The sequence below is a fragment of the Pseudomonas sp. SORT22 genome (assembly GCF_018417635.1).
Classification (GTDB): Bacteria; Pseudomonadota; Gammaproteobacteria; order Pseudomonadales; family Pseudomonadaceae; genus Aquipseudomonas.
Window position 1 is genome coordinate 753,429 of record NZ_CP071007.1, and the last position, 16,987, is coordinate 770,415.

Here is a 16,987-nt window from a genome sequence, read left to right on the forward strand (position 1 = left end):
TGCATCATGGCAATCGTTAAATGCAAACCGACTTCCCCTGGCCGCCGTTTCGTGGTCAAGGTGGTCAACAAGGAGCTGCATAAAGGCGCTCCTCACGCACCGCTGCTCGAGAAGAAATCGAAGTCTGGTGGTCGTAACAACAATGGCCGTATCACTACTCGTCACGTAGGTGGTGGTCATAAGCAGCATTACCGTATGGTCGATTTCCGTCGCAACGACAAAGATGGCATCGTCGCCACTGTCGAGCGTATCGAATACGATCCAAACCGTACTGCTCACATCGCACTGCTGTGCTACGCAGACGGCGAGCGCCGCTACATCATCGCCCCTAAAGGCGTTGCTGCTGGCGACCAGCTGATCGCAGGCGCTCTGGCTCCAATCAAGCCAGGCAACTCCCTGCAACTGCGCAACATCCCAGTGGGTAGCACCATTCACGGCATCGAACTGAAGCCGGGCAAAGGTGCACAGATCGCTCGTTCCGCTGGTGCTTCGGCTCAGCTGATCGCTCGCGAAGGTGTCTATGTGACCCTGCGTCTGCGCTCTGGTGAAATGCGTAAAGTCCTGGCTGAATGCCGTGCGACCCTGGGTGAAGTCTCGAACTCCGAGCACAGCCTGCGTTCGCTGGGTAAAGCTGGTGCCAAACGCTGGCGTGGCGTTCGCCCAACCGTTCGTGGTGTTGCCATGAACCCGGTTGACCACCCACATGGTGGTGGTGAAGGTCGTACCTCCGGTGGTCGTCATCCGGTATCGCCATGGGGCTTCCCGACTAAGGGCGCGAAGACTCGTGGTAATAAGCGTACCGACAACATGATCGTCCGTCGTCGCAAGTAAATAGAGGGATACGACAGTGCCACGTTCTCTGAAAAAAGGTCCTTTTATCGATCTTCACCTACTGAAGAAGATCGAAGTGGCGGCGGAAAAGAACGATCGCAAACCAGTTAAGACCTGGTCGCGCCGTTCCATGATCCTGCCACAAATGGTCGGTCTGACCATCGCGGTACACAACGGTCGCCAACACGTCCCAGTTCTCGTGAACGAAGACATGGTCGGCCATAAACTGGGCGAGTTTGCCGGTACCCGCACTTATCGTGGGCACGTGGCTGACAAGAAAGCCAAGCGTTAAGGGGTAAGGAAATGGAAGTAGCCGCTAAGTTGTCGGGCGCTCGAATCTCCGCCCAGAAAGCCCGCTTGGTCGCCGACCAGATCCGCGGGAAGAAGGTGGGCGAAGCGCTCAACCTGTTGGCTTTCAGCAGCAAAAAAGCCGCTGAAATCATGAAGAAAGTCCTCGAGTCGGCCGTAGCCAACGCCGAGCATAACGAAGGCGCAGACGTTGATGACCTGAAGGTCTCCACCGTTTTCGTCAACGAAGGGCGTTCGCTGAAGCGCATCATGCCGCGTGCCAAAGGCCGCGCTGATCGCATCGTCAAGCGGTCTTGCCATATCACTGTCAAGGTTGCGGACAAGTAACGGAGTCGATCAGATGGGTCAGAAAGTACATCCCACTGGCATTCGCCTGGGAATCGTCAAGGAGCACACCTCCGTCTGGTACGCAGACGGTCGGACTTATGCGGACTATTTGCTCGCAGATCTGAATGTGCGTGAGTACCTCCAAGACAAACTAAAAAGCGCGTCCGTTAGCCGTATCGATATCCATCGTCCGGCCCAAACTGCACGCATCACCATCCACACCGCTCGTCCAGGTATCGTTATCGGGAAGAAAGGTGAAGATGTTGAGAAACTGCGTCAGGACCTGACCAAGCAAATGGGTGTGCCTGTGCACATCAACATCGAAGAGATCCGCAAGCCGGAACTCGACGGTATGCTGGTAGCTCAGAGCGTAGCTCAGCAGCTGGAGCGTCGTGTGATGTTCCGTCGCGCCATGAAGCGCGCCGTACAGAACGCCATGCGCATTGGTGCCAAAGGCATCAAGATCCAAGTGAGCGGTCGTCTCGGCGGTGCTGAAATCGCACGTACTGAATGGTATCGCGAAGGTCGTGTGCCGCTGCACACCCTGCGTGCCGATATCGACTATGCCACCTACGAAGCTCACACCACTTACGGTGTGATCGGTGTGAAGGTTTGGATTTTCAAAGGCGAAGTAATTGGTGGTCGCCAAGAAGAACTGAAACCACAAGCACCAGCGCCTCGTAAAAAAGCTGCTAAGTAAGGGGTACGCCAAATGTTGCAACCAAAGCGTACAAAATTCCGCAAGCAGATGACTGGCCACAACCGTGGTCTGGCACTGCGCGGTAGCAAAGTCAGCTTCGGCGAGTTTGCTCTGAAAGCTGTTGCTCGCGGTCGTCTCACCGCCCGCCAGATTGAGTCGGCACGTCGTGCTCTGACCCGTCACGTAAAACGTGGCGGTAAAATCTGGATCCGTGTGTTCCCGGACAAGCCGATCTCCAAGAAGCCTCTCGAAGTGCGGATGGGTAAAGGTAAAGGTTCCGTGGAGTACTGGGTTGCCCAGATCCAGCCAGGCAAAGTCCTGTACGAGATCGAGGGTGTTTCTGAAGAGCTGGCGCGTGAGGCTTTCGCCCTGGCGGCTGCAAAGCTGCCTCTCGCCACCTCCTTTGTTAAGCGGACGGTGATGTGATGAAAGCGAATGAACTTCGTGAAAAATCAGCACAGCAGCTGAACGAGCAACTGCTCGGCTTGCTGCGCGACCAGTTCAATCTGCGTATGCAGAAAGCAACTGGCCAGTTGGGGCAGTCGCACCTGCTCTCGCAAGTTAAGCGTGACATCGCTCGCGTGAAAACTGTGCTCAACCAGCAGGCAGGTAAGTGATCATGGCTGAAGCTGAAAAAACCGTCCGTACGCTGACTGGCCGTGTCGTCAGCGACAAGATGGACAAAACCATCACCGTACTGATCGAGCGTCGCGTAAAGCACCCGATCTACGGTAAATACGTTAAGCGTTCGACTAAGCTGCACGCGCACGACGAAACCAACCAGTGCCATATCGGCGACAAGGTCTCCATCCGTGAGACCCGTCCGCTGGCCAAGACCAAGTCCTGGGCACTGGTTGAAGTTCTCGAACGCGCTGTTGAAGTCTAAGGGCTAAGGGTCGGAGAAATTTTATGATTCAGACTCAATCCATGCTCGATGTGGCCGATAACAGCGGCGCTCGTCGCGTCATGTGCATCAAGGTTCTCGGCGGTTCGCACCGCCGTTACGCCGGCATCGGTGACATCATCAAGGTAACCGTCAAGGAAGCAATTCCTCGCGGTAAAGTGAAGAAAGGCCAAGTGATGACTGCTGTTGTAGTCCGCACTCGCCACGGTGTCCGTCGTGCTGACGGCTCCATCATCCGCTTTGATGGCAATGCTGCTGTTCTGTTGAACAACAAGCAAGAGCCGATCGGCACCCGTATCTTTGGGCCAGTGACCCGTGAACTTCGTACTGAGAAGTTCATGAAGATCGTCTCGCTCGCCCCAGAAGTGCTGTAAGGAGATCCGACATGCAAAAGATTCGTCGTGACGACGAGATCATCGTGATCGCCGGCAAAGACAAAGGTAAGCGCGGTAAGGTGCTCAAGGTTCTCGCTGACGACCGTCTGGTCGTTGGTGGGATCAACCTGGTGAAGCGTCATACCAAGCCTAACCCGATGTCGGGCGTACAGGGCGGTATCGTCGAGAAAGAAGCGCCACTGCACGCTTCCAACGTCGCCATTTTCAACGGCGAAACCAACAAGGCTGACCGCGTTGGTTTCAAAGTAGAAGACGGCAAAAAAATTCGTGTCTTCAAGTCGACCCAAAAAGCGGTTGATGCTTGAACACTGCTAGGTAGAAGACCATGGCACGACTGAAAGAGATTTACCGGAACGAGATTGCTCCCAAGCTTAAGGAAGAACTTAAGCTGGCGAACGTGATGGAAGTTCCGCGCGTTACCAAGATCACCCTGAACATGGGTCTGGGCGAAGCTGTCGGCGACAAAAAAGTCATCGAACACGCTGTTGCTGACCTGGAGAAGATCACCGGTCAGAAAGCCGTTGTGACTTTCGCTCGGAAATCCATCGCGGGCTTCAAAGTCCGTGAGGGCTGGCCGATCGGCGTTAAAGTTACCCTGCGCCGTGATCGTATGTACGAATTCCTGGACCGCCTGCTGGCGATCTCCCTGCCTCGGGTTCGCGACTTCCGCGGCCTGAATGCCAAGTCCTTCGACGGTCGTGGCAACTACAGCATGGGCGTGAAAGAGCAGATCATCTTCCCGGAAATCGACTACGACAAGATCGATGCTCTGCGCGGTCTGGACATTACCCTGACCACCACTGCCAAGAACGATGACGAAGGCCGCGCTCTGATGCGTGCTTTCAAATTCCCGTTCCGCAACTGATTGGAGTAGGAAAATGGCCAAGAAGAGCATGAAAAACCGTGAGCTGAAGCGTCAGCTCACTGTTGCCAAGTACGCCAAGAAGCGTGCCGAGCTGAAAGCGACCATCGTCAACCTGGAAGCAACTCCAGAAGAGCGTTTTGCCGCTGTCGTAGCTCTGCAGAAGCAACCACGTGACGCCAGCGCCTCGCGCCTGCGTAACCGTTGCCGCATCACCGGTCGTCCACACGGCGTTTACCGCAAGTTCGGCCTCGGCCGTAACAAGCTGCGTGAAGCAGCAATGCGCGGTGACGTTCCAGGTCTGGTTAAAGCCAGCTGGTAAGACGTACCGGCAGCGTCCAGGTGGCGGGGGAGCAATCTTCCGACCACCGGTGACCTTGCAACGAAACAAGCCCCTTCTGGGGCTTGTTTCGTTTCTGGGAACTGTCTAGAATGACCGGCTCTCCTGAGCCCGGGTTTTTACGCCCGGCGATTTCAGGGGACTGTAGTAGCCGAGAGGCTAATTTTTCTTGTATCAGGAGCGTCTAGCCCATGAGTATGCAGGACCCGTTAGCGGACATGCTAACTCGCATCCGTAATGCCCAGATGGCTGAAAAGTCCGTCGTAAGCATGCCTTCGTCGACTCTGAAGGTTGCGGTAGCCAAAGTTCTGAAAGATGAAGGTTACATCGCTGGCTACCAAGTCAGCAGCGAAGTAAAACCATCGCTTTCCATCGAGCTGAAATACTTCGAAGGCCGTCCGGTCATCGAGGAAGTCAAGCGCGTAAGTCGTCCAGGCCTGCGTCAGTACAAGTCCGTCGAAGAACTGCCGAAAGTACGTGGCGGTCTGGGCGTGTCTATCGTCTCCACCAACAAAGGTGTGATGACTGATCGTGCTGCGCGCGCTGCCGGTGTCGGCGGCGAAGTTCTCTGCACAGTGTTCTAAGGGGGGATAAGCATGTCTCGCGTCGCTAAGAACCCCGTTAAGCTGCCAGCCGGTGTCGAAGTCAAATTCGTCGGCCAACAGCTTTCGGTGAAGGGTGCCAAGGGCACTCTCGAACTGAACGTTCACTCGTCGGTTGAAATCGTTGAAGAAGCTGGTGAGCTGCGTTTCGCTGCTCGCAATGGCGATCAACAAACTCGCGCTATGGCCGGTACTACCCGCGCCCTGGTGAACAACATGGTCCAGGGCGTAAGCCAAGGCTTCGAGCGTAAGCTCCAGCTGGTCGGTGTTGGTTACAAAGCACAAGCCAAAGGCACCGTGCTGAACCTGGCACTCGGCTTCTCGCATCCAGTGGATTACGAACTGCCGGCCGGTATCACCGCAGAGACCCCAAGCCAGACCGATATCCTGATCAAGGGTATCGACAAGCAGCTGGTAGGTCAGGTGGCCGCTGAAATCCGCGACTTCCGTCCACCAGAGCCGTACAAAGGCAAGGGTGTGCGTTACGCGGACGAAGTCGTCCGTCGTAAAGAAGCCAAGAAGAAGTAGGGCCTAGCAAATGACCGACAAAAAAGTTACTCGACTGCGTCGCGCTCGCAAAGCACGCCTGAAAATGCACGAACTCGAAGTCGTGCGTCTCTGCGTGTTCCGCTCCTCGCAGCACATCTACGCCCAGGTCATTTCGGCCGACGGCAGCAAGGTTCTGGCCAGTGCCTCGACCTTGGACAAAGAACTGCGTGATGGTGCCACCGGCAACATCGACGCGGCCACTAAGGTTGGCAAGCTGGTAGCTGAGCGCGCGAAAGCCGCCGGTGTATCTCAAGTTGCCTTTGACCGTTCCGGCTTCAAGTACCATGGCCGCGTCAAAGCGCTGGCTGATGCTGCTCGTGAAGGCGGGCTGGAGTTCTAAGTTATGGCAAATAACGATCAAAAGCGCGACGAAGGCTACATCGAGAAGCTGGTTCAAGTTAACCGCGTTGCTAAAACCGTCAAAGGCGGCCGTATCTTCACTTTCACCGCGTTGACCGTGGTGGGTGATGGTAAAGGTCGTGTTGGCTTCGGCCGTGGCAAATCGCGCGAAGTACCTGCTGCGATCCAGAAAGCCATGGAAGCTGCCCGTCGCAACATGATTCAGGTAGACCTGAACGGCACTACTCTGCAGTACGCCACCAAGTCCGCCCATGGCGCGTCGAAGGTGTACATGCAGCCTGCCTCGGAAGGTACCGGTATCATCGCCGGTGGCGCAATGCGTGCCGTCCTGGAAGTTGCTGGCGTTCAGAACGTCCTGGCCAAGTGCTACGGCTCGACCAACCCAGTGAACGTGGTTCATGCCACTTTCAAGGGTCTGAAGGCTATGCAATCTCCTGAGTCCATTGCTGCCAAGCGCGGCAAGAGCGTTGAGGAGATCCGCTGATCATGGCTACCGTTAAAGTAACGCTGATCAAAAGCACCGCCGGCCGTCTCCCTAACCACAAACTGTGTGTTAAGGGTCTGGGTCTGCGCCGCATCGGTCACACTGTAGAAGTCCTGGATACTCCCGAGAATCGCGGGATGATCAACAAGGCTTACTACATGCTGCGCGTCGAGGGTTAATCGATGAAACTCAATGATCTGAGTCCAGCGCCGGGTTCCCGTCGCGAGAAGCATCGTCCGGGCCGTGGTATCGGTAGCGGTTTGGGTAAGACTGGTGGCCGCGGCCACAAAGGTCAGACCTCCCGTTCCGGTGGCACCATTGCTCCAGGCTTTGAAGGCGGTCAACAGCCGCTGCACCGTCGTCTGCCGAAATTCGGCTTCGTTTCCCTGAAAGCCATGGACCGCGCAGAAGTGCGTCTGTCCGAGCTGGCCAAAGTGGAAGGCGACGTTGTCACCGTGCAATCCCTGAAGGATGCCAACGTGATTAACCAAAACGTACAGCGTGTGAAAATCATGCTGTCCGGCGAAGTTACTCGCGCGGTCACCATCAAGGGTATCGCAGCCACCAAAGGTGCGCGTGCGGCTATCGAAGCAGCTGGCGGCAAGTTCGAGGAATAAATGGCTAAGCAAGGTGCTCTCTCTTCGCTCGGCAAAGGCGGGATGTCTGAACTCTGGGCTCGTCTGCGTTTTCTGTTCCTGGCGATCATCGTCTACCGGATAGGCGCACACATCCCAGTTCCAGGTATCAACCCGGACCGGCTGGCGGAACTGTTTCGACAGAATGAGGGGACCATTCTTAGCTTGTTCAACATGTTTTCCGGCGGCGCGCTGGAACGGATGAGCATCTTTGCACTGGGGATCATGCCGTACATTTCGGCATCGATCATCATGCAGCTGATGACCGCCGTCAGCCCGCAGCTGGAGCAGTTGAAGAAGGAAGGTGAAGCTGGCCGTCGCAAGATCAGCCAGTACACCCGCTACGGCACCGTTATCCTGGCGCTGGTCCAGGCCATTGGCATGTCCATTGGCCTGGCCGGTCAGGGCGTGGCGTTTTCTGCTGACTTTGGCTTCCATTTCGTTGCGGTGTCCACGTTCGTGGCCGGCGCGATGTTCATGATGTGGCTGGGCGAGCAGATCACCGAGCGCGGTGTAGGCAACGGTATCTCGATGTTGATTTTCGCAGGTATCGTCGCCGGTCTTCCGAGAGCAATCGGGCAGTCTTTCGAGTCTGCACGCACAGGCGATATCAACATTTTCGCCCTGGTCGCTATCGGTTTGCTGGCAGTAGCGATTATCGGTTTCGTGGTGTTCATTGAGCGTGGTCAGCGTCGTATCGCCGTTCACTACGCCAAGCGTCAGCAGGGCCGCAAGGTCTTCGCTGCGCAGACCAGCCACCTGCCGTTGAAAGTGAACATGGCGGGTGTAATCCCTGCCATTTTCGCGAGCAGCATCTTGCTGTTCCCGGCTTCGCTGGGTGCCTGGTTCGGTCAGTCCGAAGGTATGGGCTGGTTGCAGGACATCTCGCAGTCGATCGCTCCTGGTCAGCCGTTGAATATTCTGCTGTTTAGTGCAGGGATTATTTTCTTCTGCTTCTTCTATACGGCGTTGATGTTCAATCCGAAAGACGTAGCGGAAAACCTGAAGAAGTCCGGTGCCTTTATTCCGGGCATCCGTCCAGGTGAGCAGTCGGCGCGCTACATTGATGGCGTTCTGACCCGCTTGACCATGTTCGGTGCTCTTTATATGACGGCCGTGTGTCTGCTTCCCCAGTTCCTGGTGGTCGCGGCAAACGTTCCGTTCTACCTTGGCGGGACCTCGTTGCTGATTGTGGTAGTGGTTGTGATGGACTTCATGTCCCAAGTACAATCGCACCTCGTTTCGCACCAGTACGAATCCCTGATGAAGAAAGCCAACCTGAAAGGCTACGGTGGCAGCGGTCTGCTGCGCTGATTGACCCTTAAGGTTCGAGGAGTTGGTGATGAAAGTTCGTGCATCGGTGAAAAAGCTGTGCCGTAACTGCAAAATTATTCGCCGCGAAGGTGTCGTTCGAGTAATTTGCAGTGCGGAACCACGTCACAAGCAGCGCCAAGGCTGATTGTGATCTGCGCTACAAACCCAGCAGCTAGTGCGCTGCTGGGTTGATTATTTGTTTCTACAGCGATATTATCTCGCGCCCTATTTCTTGGCTTCCGGGGCGTAGGTAGCTGTCAATTGGAGTCCCACTGAATGGCCCGTATTGCAGGCGTCAACATTCCAGATAACAAGCACACTGTTATCTCGCTGACCTACATCTATGGTGTTGGTCGCACTACTGCACAGAAAATCTGTGCAGAGACTGGGGTCAACCCAGCCGCAAAGATCAAGGATCTGAGCGACGAGCAGGTTGAATCGCTGCGTACTGAAGTCGCGAAGTACATCACCGAAGGTGATCTGCGCCGTGACATCAACATGAAAATCAAGCGGTTGATGGACCTGGGTTGCTACCGCGGCCTGCGTCATCGTCGGGGTCTGCCAGTACGCGGTCAGCGTACCAAGACCAACGCGCGTACCCGTAAGGGCCCGCGTAAGCCGATCCGCAAGTAATCGCACCAGCGAATCGACAGGAATTTAGAAATGGCAAAACCTGCTGCTCGTCCTCGTAAAAAAGTCAAAAAGACAGTGGTTGATGGCATCGCCCACATCCATGCCTCTTTTAACAACACCATCGTGACCATCACCGATCGTCAAGGTAACGCTCTGTCCTGGGCTACCTCCGGCGGTTCGGGTTTCCGCGGTTCCCGCAAGTCCACCCCGTTCGCTGCTCAGGTAGCTGCTGAACGTGCTGGTCAAGCTGCGCTGGAATATGGTCTGAAGAACCTCGACGTCAACGTCAAGGGTCCAGGTCCAGGTCGTGAGTCCGCTGTTCGTGCTCTGAACGGCTGTGGCTATAAGATCGCCAGCATCACCGACGTGACGCCAATCCCGCATAACGGGTGCCGTCCGCCGAAGAAGCGCCGCGTGTAATCAGGAGACAGATAAATGGCACGTTACATTGGTCCAAAATGCAAACTGTCTCGTCGTGAAGGCACCGATCTGTTCCTGAAGAGCGGCGTTCGCGCTCTGGAATCGAAGTGCAACATCGAAGCAGCCCCAGGTATCCACGGTCAGCGCCGCGGTCGTCAGTCCGACTACGGCACCCAGCTGCGTGAGAAACAAAAAGTCCGTCGTATCTACGGCGTACTTGAGCGTCAGTTCAGCGGTTACTACAAGCAAGCGGCCTCCAAGAAGGGCGCTACTGGTGAGAACCTGCTGCAACTGCTCGAGTGCCGTCTGGATAACGTCGTTTATCGTATGGGCTTTGGCGCTACTCGTGCCGAATCCCGTCAGCTGGTTTCGCACAAAGCGATCAGCGTAAACGGCAAGACTGTAAACGTTCCGTCCTACCAAGTTCGTCCGGGTGACGTGGTCGCGGTTCGCGAGAAGTCGCTGAACCAGCTGCGCATTGTTCAAGCCCTTGAACTGTGCGCCCAGCGTGGCCGCGTTGAGTGGGTAGATGTGGATGCTGCCAAGAAGTCGGGCGTTTTCAAGAACGTTCCTGCTCGCAGCGACCTGTCCGCCGACATCAACGAAAGCCTGATTGTCGAGCTCTACTCCAAGTAAGGGCTAGAAAATAGGTGCATCCATGCAGATTTCGGTAAATGAGTTCCTGACGCCCCGCCACATCGATGTGCAGGTCGTCAGTCCAACCCGCGCTAAAATCACGCTCGAGCCTCTCGAGCGTGGCTTTGGCCATACCCTGGGCAACGCGCTGCGCCGCATCCTGTTGTCCTCCATGCCTGGCTGTGCAGTAGTCGAGGCCGAGATTGACGGTGTACTCCACGAGTACTCGGCAATCGAAGGTGTACAGGAAGATGTCATTGAAATCCTGTTGAACCTGAAAGGCCTGGCTATCAAACTGCACGGTCGTGACGAAGTTACGCTGACCTTGTCGAAGAAGGGTTCGGGGGTGGTTACCGCTGCCGATATTCAGCTGGATCATGATGTCGAGATCGTTAACCCCGATCACGTAATCGCTAACCTGGCGTCGAATGGCGCCTTGAACATGAAGCTCACCGTAGCTCGTGGTCGTGGTTATGAGCCGGCCGATTCGCGTCAGAGCGATGAAGACGAAAGCCGCAGCATTGGTCGCTTGCAGCTCGACTCTTCGTTCAGCCCGGTTCGCCGTATCGCATACGTGGTGGAAAACGCCCGTGTCGAGCAGCGTACCAACCTGGACAAGCTGGTAATTGATCTGGAAACCAACGGTACCCTGGATCCTGAAGAGGCCATCCGTCGTGCCGCAACCATCCTGCAACAGCAGCTGGCTGCGTTCGTCGACCTCAAAGGTGACAGTGAACCAGTGGTAGTCGAACAGGAAGACGAGATCGATCCGATCCTGCTTCGTCCGGTTGACGATCTGGAATTGACCGTGCGTTCGGCCAACTGCCTTAAGGCGGAGAACATTTACTACATCGGCGACCTGATTCAGCGCACCGAAGTAGAACTGTTGAAGACTCCGAACCTGGGCAAGAAATCCTTGACCGAAATCAAGGACGTTCTGGCCTCCCGTGGTCTGTCCCTCGGCATGCGCCTCGACAACTGGCCGCCTGCAAGTCTTAAGAAGGACGACAAGGCGACTGCCTGATCGTCGTAATCACCGAACGTAGTGTTTGGTAAGGAATGAACCCATGCGTCATCGTAAAAGTGGACGTCACCTGAGCCGTACTAGCTCTCACCGTAAGGCCATGTTCCAGAACATGGCGGTGTCGCTGTTCGAGCACGAGCTGATCAAAACTACTCTGCCAAAAGCCAAGGAACTGCGCCGCGTTGCCGAGCCGCTGATCACCCTGGCCAAGGAAGACAGCGTTGCTAACCGTCGTCTGGCTTTCGACCGTACCCGTTCGAAAGAAATCGTCGGCAAGCTGTTCAACGATCTGGGCAAGCGCTATGCCACCCGTCAGGGCGGCTACCTGCGTATCCTCAAGTGCGGCTTCCGCGCTGGCGATAACGCACCTATGGCGTACGTCGAGCTGGTTGATCGTCCTGTTGGTGGCTCGGTTGAAGCTGCTGAGTAAGGCGAACAGTCTGTAACAAGAAACCGGGCCTAGTGCCCGGTTTTTTGTGTCTATATGTATTGTAATAATCTATTGATCTGAATCAGCTAATGAATTTGTTGTTGTCATAGTTGTGGTCGATACTCCTCCCAAGCCGATTAGCCGGCCGTTCAAGACCGATAGGGAGAGAGAGCATGAGCCAGAACAAAATACTGACCACCGCCAGCGGCGCCCCGGTAGCCGACAACCAGAATTCGCGTTCGGCAGGCCCACGCGGCCCGCTGTTGCTGGATGACTTCCATCTCATCGAGAAGCTCGCGCATTTCAACCGCGAGAACATCCCTGAACGCCGCGTACACGCCAAAGGCTCGGGTGCCTATGGCACCTTCACCGTTACCCGTGATATCACCCAGTACAGCTGCGCCAAGCTGTTCAGCAACCTCGGCAAGCAGACCGAAACCTTCCTGCGTTTCTCCACCGTCGGTGGCGAGCGGGGGTCGGCCGATACCGAGCGCGACCCGCGTGGTTTCGCCCTGAAGTTCTACACCGAGGAAGGCAACTGGGACATCGTTGGCAACAACACCCCGGTGTTCTTCATCCGTGACCCGCTGAAATTCCCCGACTTCATCCACACCCAGAAACGCCTGCCGCAAAGCAACCTGAAAAGCGCGCAGATGATGTGGGACTTCTGGTCGCACTCGCCTGAAGCGCTGCACCAGGTCACTATCCTGTTCTCCGACCGCGGCATTCCGGACGGCTACCGGCACATGCATGGTTTTGGCAGCCATACCTACAGCCTGATCAACGCTCAGGGCCGGCGCACCTGGGTCAAATGGCACTTCAAGACCAAGCAGGGCATCAAGAACCTGGCTCCTGCCGAGGCCGCGCGCCTGGCCGGTACCGATCCGGATTACGCCCAGCGCGACCTGTTCGAAGCGATCGAGCGCGGTGACTTCCCGAAATGGGCCGTGTGCATCCAGGTCATGAGCGAAGAAGAAGCGGCCAGCCGCGACGAGAACCCGTTTGATGTGACCAAGACCTGGTCGCAGAAGGACTACCCGCTCATCGAGATCGGCGAACTGGAACTCAACCGCAACCCGCTGAACTACTTTGCCGAAGTCGAGCAAGCCGCGTTTGGCCCGAGCAACATGGTGCCCGGTGTCGGCCTGTCGCCAGACCGCATGCTGCAGGGGCGCGTGTTCGCTTACGCAGACGCCCATCGCTACCGCGTCGGTACCAACCACCAGCAACTGCCGGTAAACGCCCCACGCAGCCCGGTAAACAGCTACCAGCGTGATGGTTCTATGGCGTTTGGCAGCAACGGTGGTGCGGCGCCGAACTATGAGCCGAACAGCTACGCCAATGCGCCCAAGCAAGCGCCGCAGTACGCTGAGCCGCCACTGGCGCTCAACGGTGTCGCCGATCGTTACGATCACCGCGAAGACACCGACTACTACAGCCATGCCGGTGCGCTGTTCCGCCTGATGAACCCGGAGCAGAAGGCGCTGCTGATCAGCAACATCGCCGGCGCCATGGGCGGAGTTTCTGAAGAGGTGGTCCAGCGTCAGTTGCAGCACTTCTTCAAGGCCGATCCGGCCTATGGCGAAGGGATTGCCAAGGCTTTGGGCATAAATCTCGCCTAAGTCGAAGTGATAAGAAGAACCGCCCTCATTTGGGCGGTTTTTCAATGAATATCACTACCGTTTACCCGCTTTTTTGCACTTTTTTGCCCAATTCTCAGTGACCTTCCGGTCATCCTGGTTCAAACTATGACTTTCACACAGGGAGAGGCAGGGCGATGCAAGGTCACCCGGACGTAATCGATTATCTCAACACGTTGCTGACGGGCGAACTGGCGGCACGTGACCAATATTTCATCCACTCGCGGATGTACGAGGACTGGGGCTTGAGCAAGCTCTACGAGCGTATCAACCACGAAATGGAAGAAGAGGCGCAACACGCCGATGCCCTGATGCGTCGTATCCTCATGCTCGAAGGCACCCCGCGCATGCGTCCTGATGACCTGGACGTCGGCACCACCGTGCCGGACATGATCGCCGCCGACCTGCGCCTGGAGTACAAGGTGCGCGCCGCACTGTGCAAAGGCATCGAGCTGTGCGAACTGCACAAGGACTACATCAGCCGCGACATCCTGCGCCTGCAGCTGGCCGATACCGAAGAAGATCACACCTACTGGCTGGAAAAACAGCAGGGCCTGATCAAGTCGATCGGTCTGGAGAACTACCTGCAATCGCAGATGTAATTTTCCGGAGCAAAAAAAGCCCCGCCAGTGCGGGGCTTTTTCATGTGCGAGCGGGCCGAATCAGGCGCGGTCACGTTCCAGCAGCGGCTTGAGGTAGTAGCCGGTATACGACTGCTTCATCTCGGCCACTTGTTCCGGTGTACCGAAGCCGATGATCTGTCCGCCTTTGGAACCGCCCTCGGGGCCGAGGTCGACGATCCAGTCGGCAGTCTTGATCACGTCCAGGTTGTGCTCGATCACCACTACGGTGTTGCCGTGATCGCGCAGGCGGTGCAGCACATCGAGCAACTGCTGGATATCGGCAAAGTGCAGGCCGGTAGTCGGTTCGTCGAGGATGTACAGGGTCTTGCCGGTGTCACGCTTGGACAGCTCGCGTGACAGCTTGACCCGCTGCGCTTCGCCACCGGAGAGGGTGGTCGCCGACTGGCCGAGCTTGATGTAGGACAGACCGACATCCATCAGTGTCTGCAGCTTGCGCGCCAGCGCCGGTACCGCGTCGAAGAACTCGCGGGCTTCCTCGATGGTCATTTCCAGGACCTCGTGGATGTTCTTGCCCTTGTACTTGATCTCCAGGGTTTCGCGGTTGTAGCGCTTGCTCTTGCACACATCGCACGGCACGTAGATGTCCGGCAAAAAGTGCATCTCGACCTTGATCAGGCCGTCGCCCTGGCACGCTTCGCAGCGCCCGCCCTTGACGTTGAACGAGAAACGACCCGGGCCGTAGCCGCGCGAGCGCGACTCCGGCACGCCGGAGAACAGCTCGCGAATTGGCGTGAACAGTCCGGTGTAGGTCGCCGGGTTCGAGCGCGGGGTACGGCCGATCGGGCTCTGGTCGATGTCGACCACCTTGTCCAGGTGCTGCAGGCCATCGCAGCTGTCGTGCGGCGCCGCTTCCAGGGTGCTGGCACCGTTGAGGGCGGTGGCGCTGAGCGGGAACAAGGTGTTGTTGATCAGGGTCGATTTGCCGGAGCCGGACACGCCAGTCACGCACGTCAGCAGGCCGATCGGAATTTCCAGGTCGACGTTCTGCAGGTTGTTGCCGCGCGCGCCCTTGAGCTTGATCGAGAGCTTCTTGTTACGCGGCGTACGCTTGGCCGGTACGGCAATCTTCACTCGGCCAGACAAGTACTTGCCGGTCAGCGAGTCGGGATGGGCCATGACCTCGGCCGGGGTGCCTTCGGCGACGATCTGGCCGCCATGCACGCCGGCGCCCGGGCCAATGTCGACGACGTAGTCGGCCAGGCGAATGGCGTCCTCGTCATGCTCGACCACGATCACCGTGTTGCCGATGTCGCGCAGGTGATTGAGGGTGCCGAGCAAGCGGTCGTTGTCGCGCTGGTGCAGGCCGATGGACGGCTCGTCGAGGATGTACATGACCCCGACCAGGCCGGCGCCGATCTGGCTGGCCAGGCGGATACGCTGGGCTTCACCGCCGGAGAGGGTATCGGCGCTGCGATCGAGGGTCAGGTAGTCGAGACCGACGTTGACCAGAAACTGCAGGCGCTCGCAGATTTCCTTGAGGATCTTGTCGGCAATTTCGCCCCGGCGACCGGTCAGCTTGAGGCCGCCGAAGTAACCGCTGGCATCGCCGATCGGCAGGCAAGTGACTGCCGGCAGGGTCTTCTCGCCGACCCACACGTGCCGCGCTTCACGGCGCAGGCGCGTGCCACGGCAATCCGGGCAGGGCTGGGTGCTGAGGAACTTGGCCAGCTCTTCGCGCACGGTCGCCGACTCGGTCTCGCGGTAGCGGCGCTCCAGGTTCGGCACGATGCCTTCGAACGGGTGCGAGCGCTTGACGATGTCGCCGCGGTCGTTGAGGTATTTGAAATCAACGTTCTGCTTGCCGCTGCCGTGGAGGATGACTTTCTGCTGCTCGGCCGGTAGTTCGCCGAAGGGGATCTCGAGGCTGAAGTCATAATGCGCGGCCAGCGAGCCTAGCATCTGGAAGTAATAGACGTTGCGCCGGTCCCAGCCGCGAATCGCACCTTCAGCCAGGGTCAGCTCGCTATTGACCAGGCGCTTGATGTCGAAGAACTGCTTGACCCCCAGGCCGTCGCAGGTCGGGCAGGCGCCGGCCGGGTTGTTGAAGGAGAACAGCTTGGGCTCCAGCTCGCTGATCGCATGGCCGCAGATCGGGCAGGCGAAGCGGGCGGAGAAGATCATTTCTTCGAACGGATGGTCGTCCATCGAAGCGACCAGGGCGATGCCGTCGGCCAGTTTCAGCGCGGTTTCGAACGACTCGGCCAGGCGCTGCTGCAGGTCATCACGCACCTTGAAGCGGTCGACGACTACTTCGATGGTGTGCTTTTTCTGCTTGTCGAGCTTGGGCAGTTCATCGAGCTCGAACAGCTTGCCGTTGACCCGCGCGCGGACGAAGCCCTGGGCGCGCAGCTCTTCGAATACCGCCAGGTGTTCACCCTTGCGCTCGCGAATCACCGGCGCCAGCAGCATCAGCTTGCTGCCTTCGGGCTGGGCCAGGACCAGGTCGACCATCTGGCTGACGGTCTGCGCTTCCAGCGGGATGTCGTGGTCCGGGCAGCGCGGGGTACCGACGCGGGCGTAGAGCAGGCGCAGGTAGTCGTAGATTTCGGTGATGGTGCCGACGGTCGAACGCGGGTTGTGCGAGGTCGACTTTTGCTCGATGGAGATCGCTGGCGACAGGCCTTCGATGGTATCGACGTCGGGCTTTTCCATCATCGACAGGAACTGCCGGGCGTACGCCGACAGGGATTCGACATAACGGCGCTGGCCTTCGGCGTACAGGGTATCGAAGGCCAGGGACGACTTGCCGGAACCGGACAGGCCGGTGATGACGATCAACTTGTCCCGGGGCAGGGTCAGGTCGATGTTCTTCAGGTTGTGGGTACGTGCCCCACGAATCAGGATCTTGTCCACTGCGGCCTCGCTCGGCGGGCATAAACGGTTGAGTATACGGCTCCATGCCATTACGCGGCAAAGCGTCGCGTATATGCCGTTATGCGATGGGACTG

At 57.5% G+C, this 16,987-nt stretch carries 27 protein-coding genes; 26 read left to right on the forward strand and 1 reads right to left on the reverse strand.

The features are described from left to right. Nucleotides 1-6 precede the first annotated feature (6 nt). From rplB to bfr, 26 genes are all read left to right on the forward strand, one after another. Nucleotides 7-831: a 50S ribosomal protein L2 gene (gene rplB / locus JYG36_RS03500; RefSeq protein WP_038606161.1), complete on the forward strand. Its 825-nt coding sequence runs from the start codon at nucleotides 7-9 to the stop codon at nucleotides 829-831. Nucleotides 832-847: 16 nt separating this feature from the next. Continuing rightward, nucleotides 848-1,123, forward strand: a complete 276-nt coding sequence (rpsS, locus tag JYG36_RS03505) for a 30S ribosomal protein S19 (protein ID WP_002555486.1) — start codon at nucleotides 848-850, stop codon at nucleotides 1,121-1,123. A gap of 11 nt (nucleotides 1,124-1,134) precedes the next feature. After that, complete coding sequence (rplV, locus tag JYG36_RS03510; RefSeq protein ID WP_003103908.1) at nucleotides 1,135-1,467, forward strand: 50S ribosomal protein L22; 333 nt, start codon at nucleotides 1,135-1,137, stop codon at nucleotides 1,465-1,467. A gap of 13 nt (nucleotides 1,468-1,480) precedes the next feature. Beyond that, nucleotides 1,481-2,167, forward strand: a complete 687-nt coding sequence (rpsC, locus tag JYG36_RS03515; protein ID WP_010220308.1) for a 30S ribosomal protein S3 — start codon at nucleotides 1,481-1,483, stop codon at nucleotides 2,165-2,167. 12 nt (nucleotides 2,168-2,179) lie between these two features. Next, nucleotides 2,180-2,593 (forward strand): 50S ribosomal protein L16, encoded by a 414-nt coding sequence (rplP, locus tag JYG36_RS03520; RefSeq protein WP_003255479.1) that lies wholly within the window; start codon nucleotides 2,180-2,182, stop codon nucleotides 2,591-2,593. Further along, nucleotides 2,593-2,784 carry a 50S ribosomal protein L29 gene (gene rpmC / locus JYG36_RS03525; protein ID WP_002555481.1) on the forward strand — a complete coding sequence of 64 codons (192 nt, stop codon included), beginning with the start codon at nucleotides 2,593-2,595 and terminating at the stop codon, nucleotides 2,782-2,784. The genes rplP and rpmC overlap by 1 nt, the downstream gene beginning before the upstream one ends. A 2-nt stretch (nucleotides 2,785-2,786) precedes the next feature. Continuing rightward, nucleotides 2,787-3,053 (forward strand): 30S ribosomal protein S17, encoded by a 267-nt coding sequence (gene rpsQ, locus JYG36_RS03530; RefSeq protein WP_008374160.1) that lies wholly within the window; start codon nucleotides 2,787-2,789, stop codon nucleotides 3,051-3,053. Nucleotides 3,054-3,076: 23 nt separating this feature from the next. Then, nucleotides 3,077-3,445, forward strand: coding sequence for a 50S ribosomal protein L14 (gene rplN / locus JYG36_RS03535; protein WP_002555479.1), 369 nt, complete (start codon nucleotides 3,077-3,079; stop codon nucleotides 3,443-3,445). A gap of 11 nt (nucleotides 3,446-3,456) precedes the next feature. Then, entirely contained in the window at nucleotides 3,457-3,771 is a 315-nt protein-coding gene (rplX, locus tag JYG36_RS03540) for a 50S ribosomal protein L24 (protein WP_009397501.1), read from the forward strand. 20 nt (nucleotides 3,772-3,791) lie between these two features. Then, nucleotides 3,792-4,331 carry a 50S ribosomal protein L5 gene (gene rplE / locus JYG36_RS03545; RefSeq protein ID WP_010220311.1) on the forward strand — a complete coding sequence of 180 codons (540 nt, stop codon included), beginning with the start codon at nucleotides 3,792-3,794 and terminating at the stop codon, nucleotides 4,329-4,331. A 13-nt stretch (nucleotides 4,332-4,344) separates the two neighbouring features. Next, nucleotides 4,345-4,650 carry a 30S ribosomal protein S14 gene (rpsN, locus tag JYG36_RS03550; protein WP_010220312.1) on the forward strand — a complete coding sequence of 102 codons (306 nt, stop codon included), beginning with the start codon at nucleotides 4,345-4,347 and terminating at the stop codon, nucleotides 4,648-4,650. Nucleotides 4,651-4,859: 209 nt separating this feature from the next. Then, on the forward strand, nucleotides 4,860-5,252 hold the full coding sequence (gene rpsH / locus JYG36_RS03555; protein WP_010220313.1) for a 30S ribosomal protein S8: 393 nt from the start codon (nucleotides 4,860-4,862) through the stop codon (nucleotides 5,250-5,252). Between the two features lie 12 nt (nucleotides 5,253-5,264). Then, nucleotides 5,265-5,798, forward strand: coding sequence for a 50S ribosomal protein L6 (gene rplF, locus JYG36_RS03560; protein WP_010220314.1), 534 nt, complete (start codon nucleotides 5,265-5,267; stop codon nucleotides 5,796-5,798). Nucleotides 5,799-5,808: 10 nt separating this feature from the next. Further along, nucleotides 5,809-6,159 carry a 50S ribosomal protein L18 gene (rplR, locus tag JYG36_RS03565; protein ID WP_009397496.1) on the forward strand — a complete coding sequence of 117 codons (351 nt, stop codon included), beginning with the start codon at nucleotides 5,809-5,811 and terminating at the stop codon, nucleotides 6,157-6,159. A gap of 3 nt (nucleotides 6,160-6,162) precedes the next feature. Then, nucleotides 6,163-6,663, forward strand: coding sequence for a 30S ribosomal protein S5 (rpsE, locus tag JYG36_RS03570; protein ID WP_010220316.1), 501 nt, complete (start codon nucleotides 6,163-6,165; stop codon nucleotides 6,661-6,663). A gap of 2 nt (nucleotides 6,664-6,665) precedes the next feature. Continuing rightward, the gene (gene rpmD, locus JYG36_RS03575) at nucleotides 6,666-6,842 is read left to right on the forward strand and encodes a 50S ribosomal protein L30 (protein ID WP_010220317.1); all 177 of its coding nucleotides are present in this window, start codon (nucleotides 6,666-6,668) and stop codon (nucleotides 6,840-6,842) included. Between the two features lie 3 nt (nucleotides 6,843-6,845). Then, nucleotides 6,846-7,280: a 50S ribosomal protein L15 gene (gene rplO, locus JYG36_RS03580; protein WP_010220318.1), complete on the forward strand. Its 435-nt coding sequence runs from the start codon at nucleotides 6,846-6,848 to the stop codon at nucleotides 7,278-7,280. Beyond that, nucleotides 7,281-8,612, forward strand: coding sequence for a preprotein translocase subunit SecY (secY, locus tag JYG36_RS03585; protein WP_010220319.1), 1,332 nt, complete (start codon nucleotides 7,281-7,283; stop codon nucleotides 8,610-8,612). It abuts the gene before it with no gap. Nucleotides 8,613-8,640: 28 nt separating this feature from the next. Continuing rightward, nucleotides 8,641-8,757, forward strand: a complete 117-nt coding sequence (gene rpmJ / locus JYG36_RS03590) for a 50S ribosomal protein L36 (RefSeq protein WP_002555468.1) — start codon at nucleotides 8,641-8,643, stop codon at nucleotides 8,755-8,757. A 131-nt stretch (nucleotides 8,758-8,888) separates the two neighbouring features. Then, the gene (rpsM, locus tag JYG36_RS03595; RefSeq protein ID WP_010220320.1) at nucleotides 8,889-9,245 is read left to right on the forward strand and encodes a 30S ribosomal protein S13; all 357 of its coding nucleotides are present in this window, start codon (nucleotides 8,889-8,891) and stop codon (nucleotides 9,243-9,245) included. 30 nt (nucleotides 9,246-9,275) lie between these two features. Further along, complete coding sequence (gene rpsK / locus JYG36_RS03600; protein WP_002555466.1) at nucleotides 9,276-9,665, forward strand: 30S ribosomal protein S11; 390 nt, start codon at nucleotides 9,276-9,278, stop codon at nucleotides 9,663-9,665. Between the two features lie 15 nt (nucleotides 9,666-9,680). Continuing rightward, the gene (rpsD, locus tag JYG36_RS03605; RefSeq protein ID WP_010220321.1) at nucleotides 9,681-10,301 is read left to right on the forward strand and encodes a 30S ribosomal protein S4; all 621 of its coding nucleotides are present in this window, start codon (nucleotides 9,681-9,683) and stop codon (nucleotides 10,299-10,301) included. A 22-nt stretch (nucleotides 10,302-10,323) separates the two neighbouring features. Then, the gene (locus JYG36_RS03610) at nucleotides 10,324-11,325 is read left to right on the forward strand and encodes a DNA-directed RNA polymerase subunit alpha (RefSeq protein ID WP_003186012.1); all 1,002 of its coding nucleotides are present in this window, start codon (nucleotides 10,324-10,326) and stop codon (nucleotides 11,323-11,325) included. A gap of 43 nt (nucleotides 11,326-11,368) precedes the next feature. After that, on the forward strand, nucleotides 11,369-11,755 hold the full coding sequence (gene rplQ / locus JYG36_RS03615; protein WP_002555463.1) for a 50S ribosomal protein L17: 387 nt from the start codon (nucleotides 11,369-11,371) through the stop codon (nucleotides 11,753-11,755). Between the two features lie 173 nt (nucleotides 11,756-11,928). Next, nucleotides 11,929-13,377, forward strand: a complete 1,449-nt coding sequence (locus tag JYG36_RS03620; RefSeq protein WP_213603120.1) for a catalase — start codon at nucleotides 11,929-11,931, stop codon at nucleotides 13,375-13,377. 155 nt (nucleotides 13,378-13,532) lie between these two features. Beyond that, nucleotides 13,533-13,997: a bacterioferritin gene (gene bfr / locus JYG36_RS03625; RefSeq protein ID WP_045200027.1), complete on the forward strand. Its 465-nt coding sequence runs from the start codon at nucleotides 13,533-13,535 to the stop codon at nucleotides 13,995-13,997. A gap of 60 nt (nucleotides 13,998-14,057) precedes the next feature. Here bfr and uvrA read toward each other — a convergent pair whose 3' ends face one another. Further along, complete coding sequence (uvrA, locus tag JYG36_RS03630) at nucleotides 14,058-16,892, reverse strand: excinuclease ABC subunit UvrA (RefSeq protein ID WP_213603122.1); 2,835 nt, start codon at nucleotides 16,890-16,892, stop codon at nucleotides 14,058-14,060. Nucleotides 16,893-16,987: the final 95 nt, after the last annotated feature.

What these genes read in the sequence shown, in the direction of transcription:
- rpsC (WP_010220308.1), top strand. Translation starts at nt 1,481, where the DNA reads ATGGGTCAGAAAGTACATCCCACTGGCATTCGCCTGGGAATCGTCAAG.
- rplP (WP_003255479.1), top strand. Translation starts at nt 2,180, where the DNA reads ATGTTGCAACCAAAGCGTACAAAATTCCGCAAGCAGATGACTGGCCAC.
- rpsM (WP_010220320.1), top strand. Translation starts at nt 8,889, where the DNA reads ATGGCCCGTATTGCAGGCGTCAACATTCCAGATAACAAGCACACTGTT.
- rpmC (WP_002555481.1), top strand. Translation starts at nt 2,593, where the DNA reads ATGAAAGCGAATGAACTTCGTGAAAAATCAGCACAGCAGCTGAACGAG.
- rplR (WP_009397496.1), top strand. Translation starts at nt 5,809, where the DNA reads ATGACCGACAAAAAAGTTACTCGACTGCGTCGCGCTCGCAAAGCACGC.
- rplV (WP_003103908.1), top strand. Translation starts at nt 1,135, where the DNA reads ATGGAAGTAGCCGCTAAGTTGTCGGGCGCTCGAATCTCCGCCCAGAAA.
- rplX (WP_009397501.1), top strand. Translation starts at nt 3,457, where the DNA reads ATGCAAAAGATTCGTCGTGACGACGAGATCATCGTGATCGCCGGCAAA.
- rplF (WP_010220314.1), top strand. Translation starts at nt 5,265, where the DNA reads ATGTCTCGCGTCGCTAAGAACCCCGTTAAGCTGCCAGCCGGTGTCGAA.
- rplE (WP_010220311.1), top strand. Translation starts at nt 3,792, where the DNA reads ATGGCACGACTGAAAGAGATTTACCGGAACGAGATTGCTCCCAAGCTT.
- rplN (WP_002555479.1), top strand. Translation starts at nt 3,077, where the DNA reads ATGATTCAGACTCAATCCATGCTCGATGTGGCCGATAACAGCGGCGCT.
- JYG36_RS03610 (WP_003186012.1), top strand. Translation starts at nt 10,324, where the DNA reads ATGCAGATTTCGGTAAATGAGTTCCTGACGCCCCGCCACATCGATGTG.
- rpsD (WP_010220321.1), top strand. Translation starts at nt 9,681, where the DNA reads ATGGCACGTTACATTGGTCCAAAATGCAAACTGTCTCGTCGTGAAGGC.
- rplB (WP_038606161.1), top strand. Translation starts at nt 7, where the DNA reads ATGGCAATCGTTAAATGCAAACCGACTTCCCCTGGCCGCCGTTTCGTG.
- rpsE (WP_010220316.1), top strand. Translation starts at nt 6,163, where the DNA reads ATGGCAAATAACGATCAAAAGCGCGACGAAGGCTACATCGAGAAGCTG.
- rplQ (WP_002555463.1), top strand. Translation starts at nt 11,369, where the DNA reads ATGCGTCATCGTAAAAGTGGACGTCACCTGAGCCGTACTAGCTCTCAC.
- rplO (WP_010220318.1), top strand. Translation starts at nt 6,846, where the DNA reads ATGAAACTCAATGATCTGAGTCCAGCGCCGGGTTCCCGTCGCGAGAAG.
- rpmD (WP_010220317.1), top strand. Translation starts at nt 6,666, where the DNA reads ATGGCTACCGTTAAAGTAACGCTGATCAAAAGCACCGCCGGCCGTCTC.
- rpsH (WP_010220313.1), top strand. Translation starts at nt 4,860, where the DNA reads ATGAGTATGCAGGACCCGTTAGCGGACATGCTAACTCGCATCCGTAAT.
- rpsQ (WP_008374160.1), top strand. Translation starts at nt 2,787, where the DNA reads ATGGCTGAAGCTGAAAAAACCGTCCGTACGCTGACTGGCCGTGTCGTC.
- bfr (WP_045200027.1), top strand. Translation starts at nt 13,533, where the DNA reads ATGCAAGGTCACCCGGACGTAATCGATTATCTCAACACGTTGCTGACG.
- rpmJ (WP_002555468.1), top strand. Translation starts at nt 8,641, where the DNA reads ATGAAAGTTCGTGCATCGGTGAAAAAGCTGTGCCGTAACTGCAAAATT.
- rpsN (WP_010220312.1), top strand. Translation starts at nt 4,345, where the DNA reads ATGGCCAAGAAGAGCATGAAAAACCGTGAGCTGAAGCGTCAGCTCACT.
- JYG36_RS03620 (WP_213603120.1), top strand. Translation starts at nt 11,929, where the DNA reads ATGAGCCAGAACAAAATACTGACCACCGCCAGCGGCGCCCCGGTAGCC.
- rpsK (WP_002555466.1), top strand. Translation starts at nt 9,276, where the DNA reads ATGGCAAAACCTGCTGCTCGTCCTCGTAAAAAAGTCAAAAAGACAGTG.
- secY (WP_010220319.1), top strand. Translation starts at nt 7,281, where the DNA reads ATGGCTAAGCAAGGTGCTCTCTCTTCGCTCGGCAAAGGCGGGATGTCT.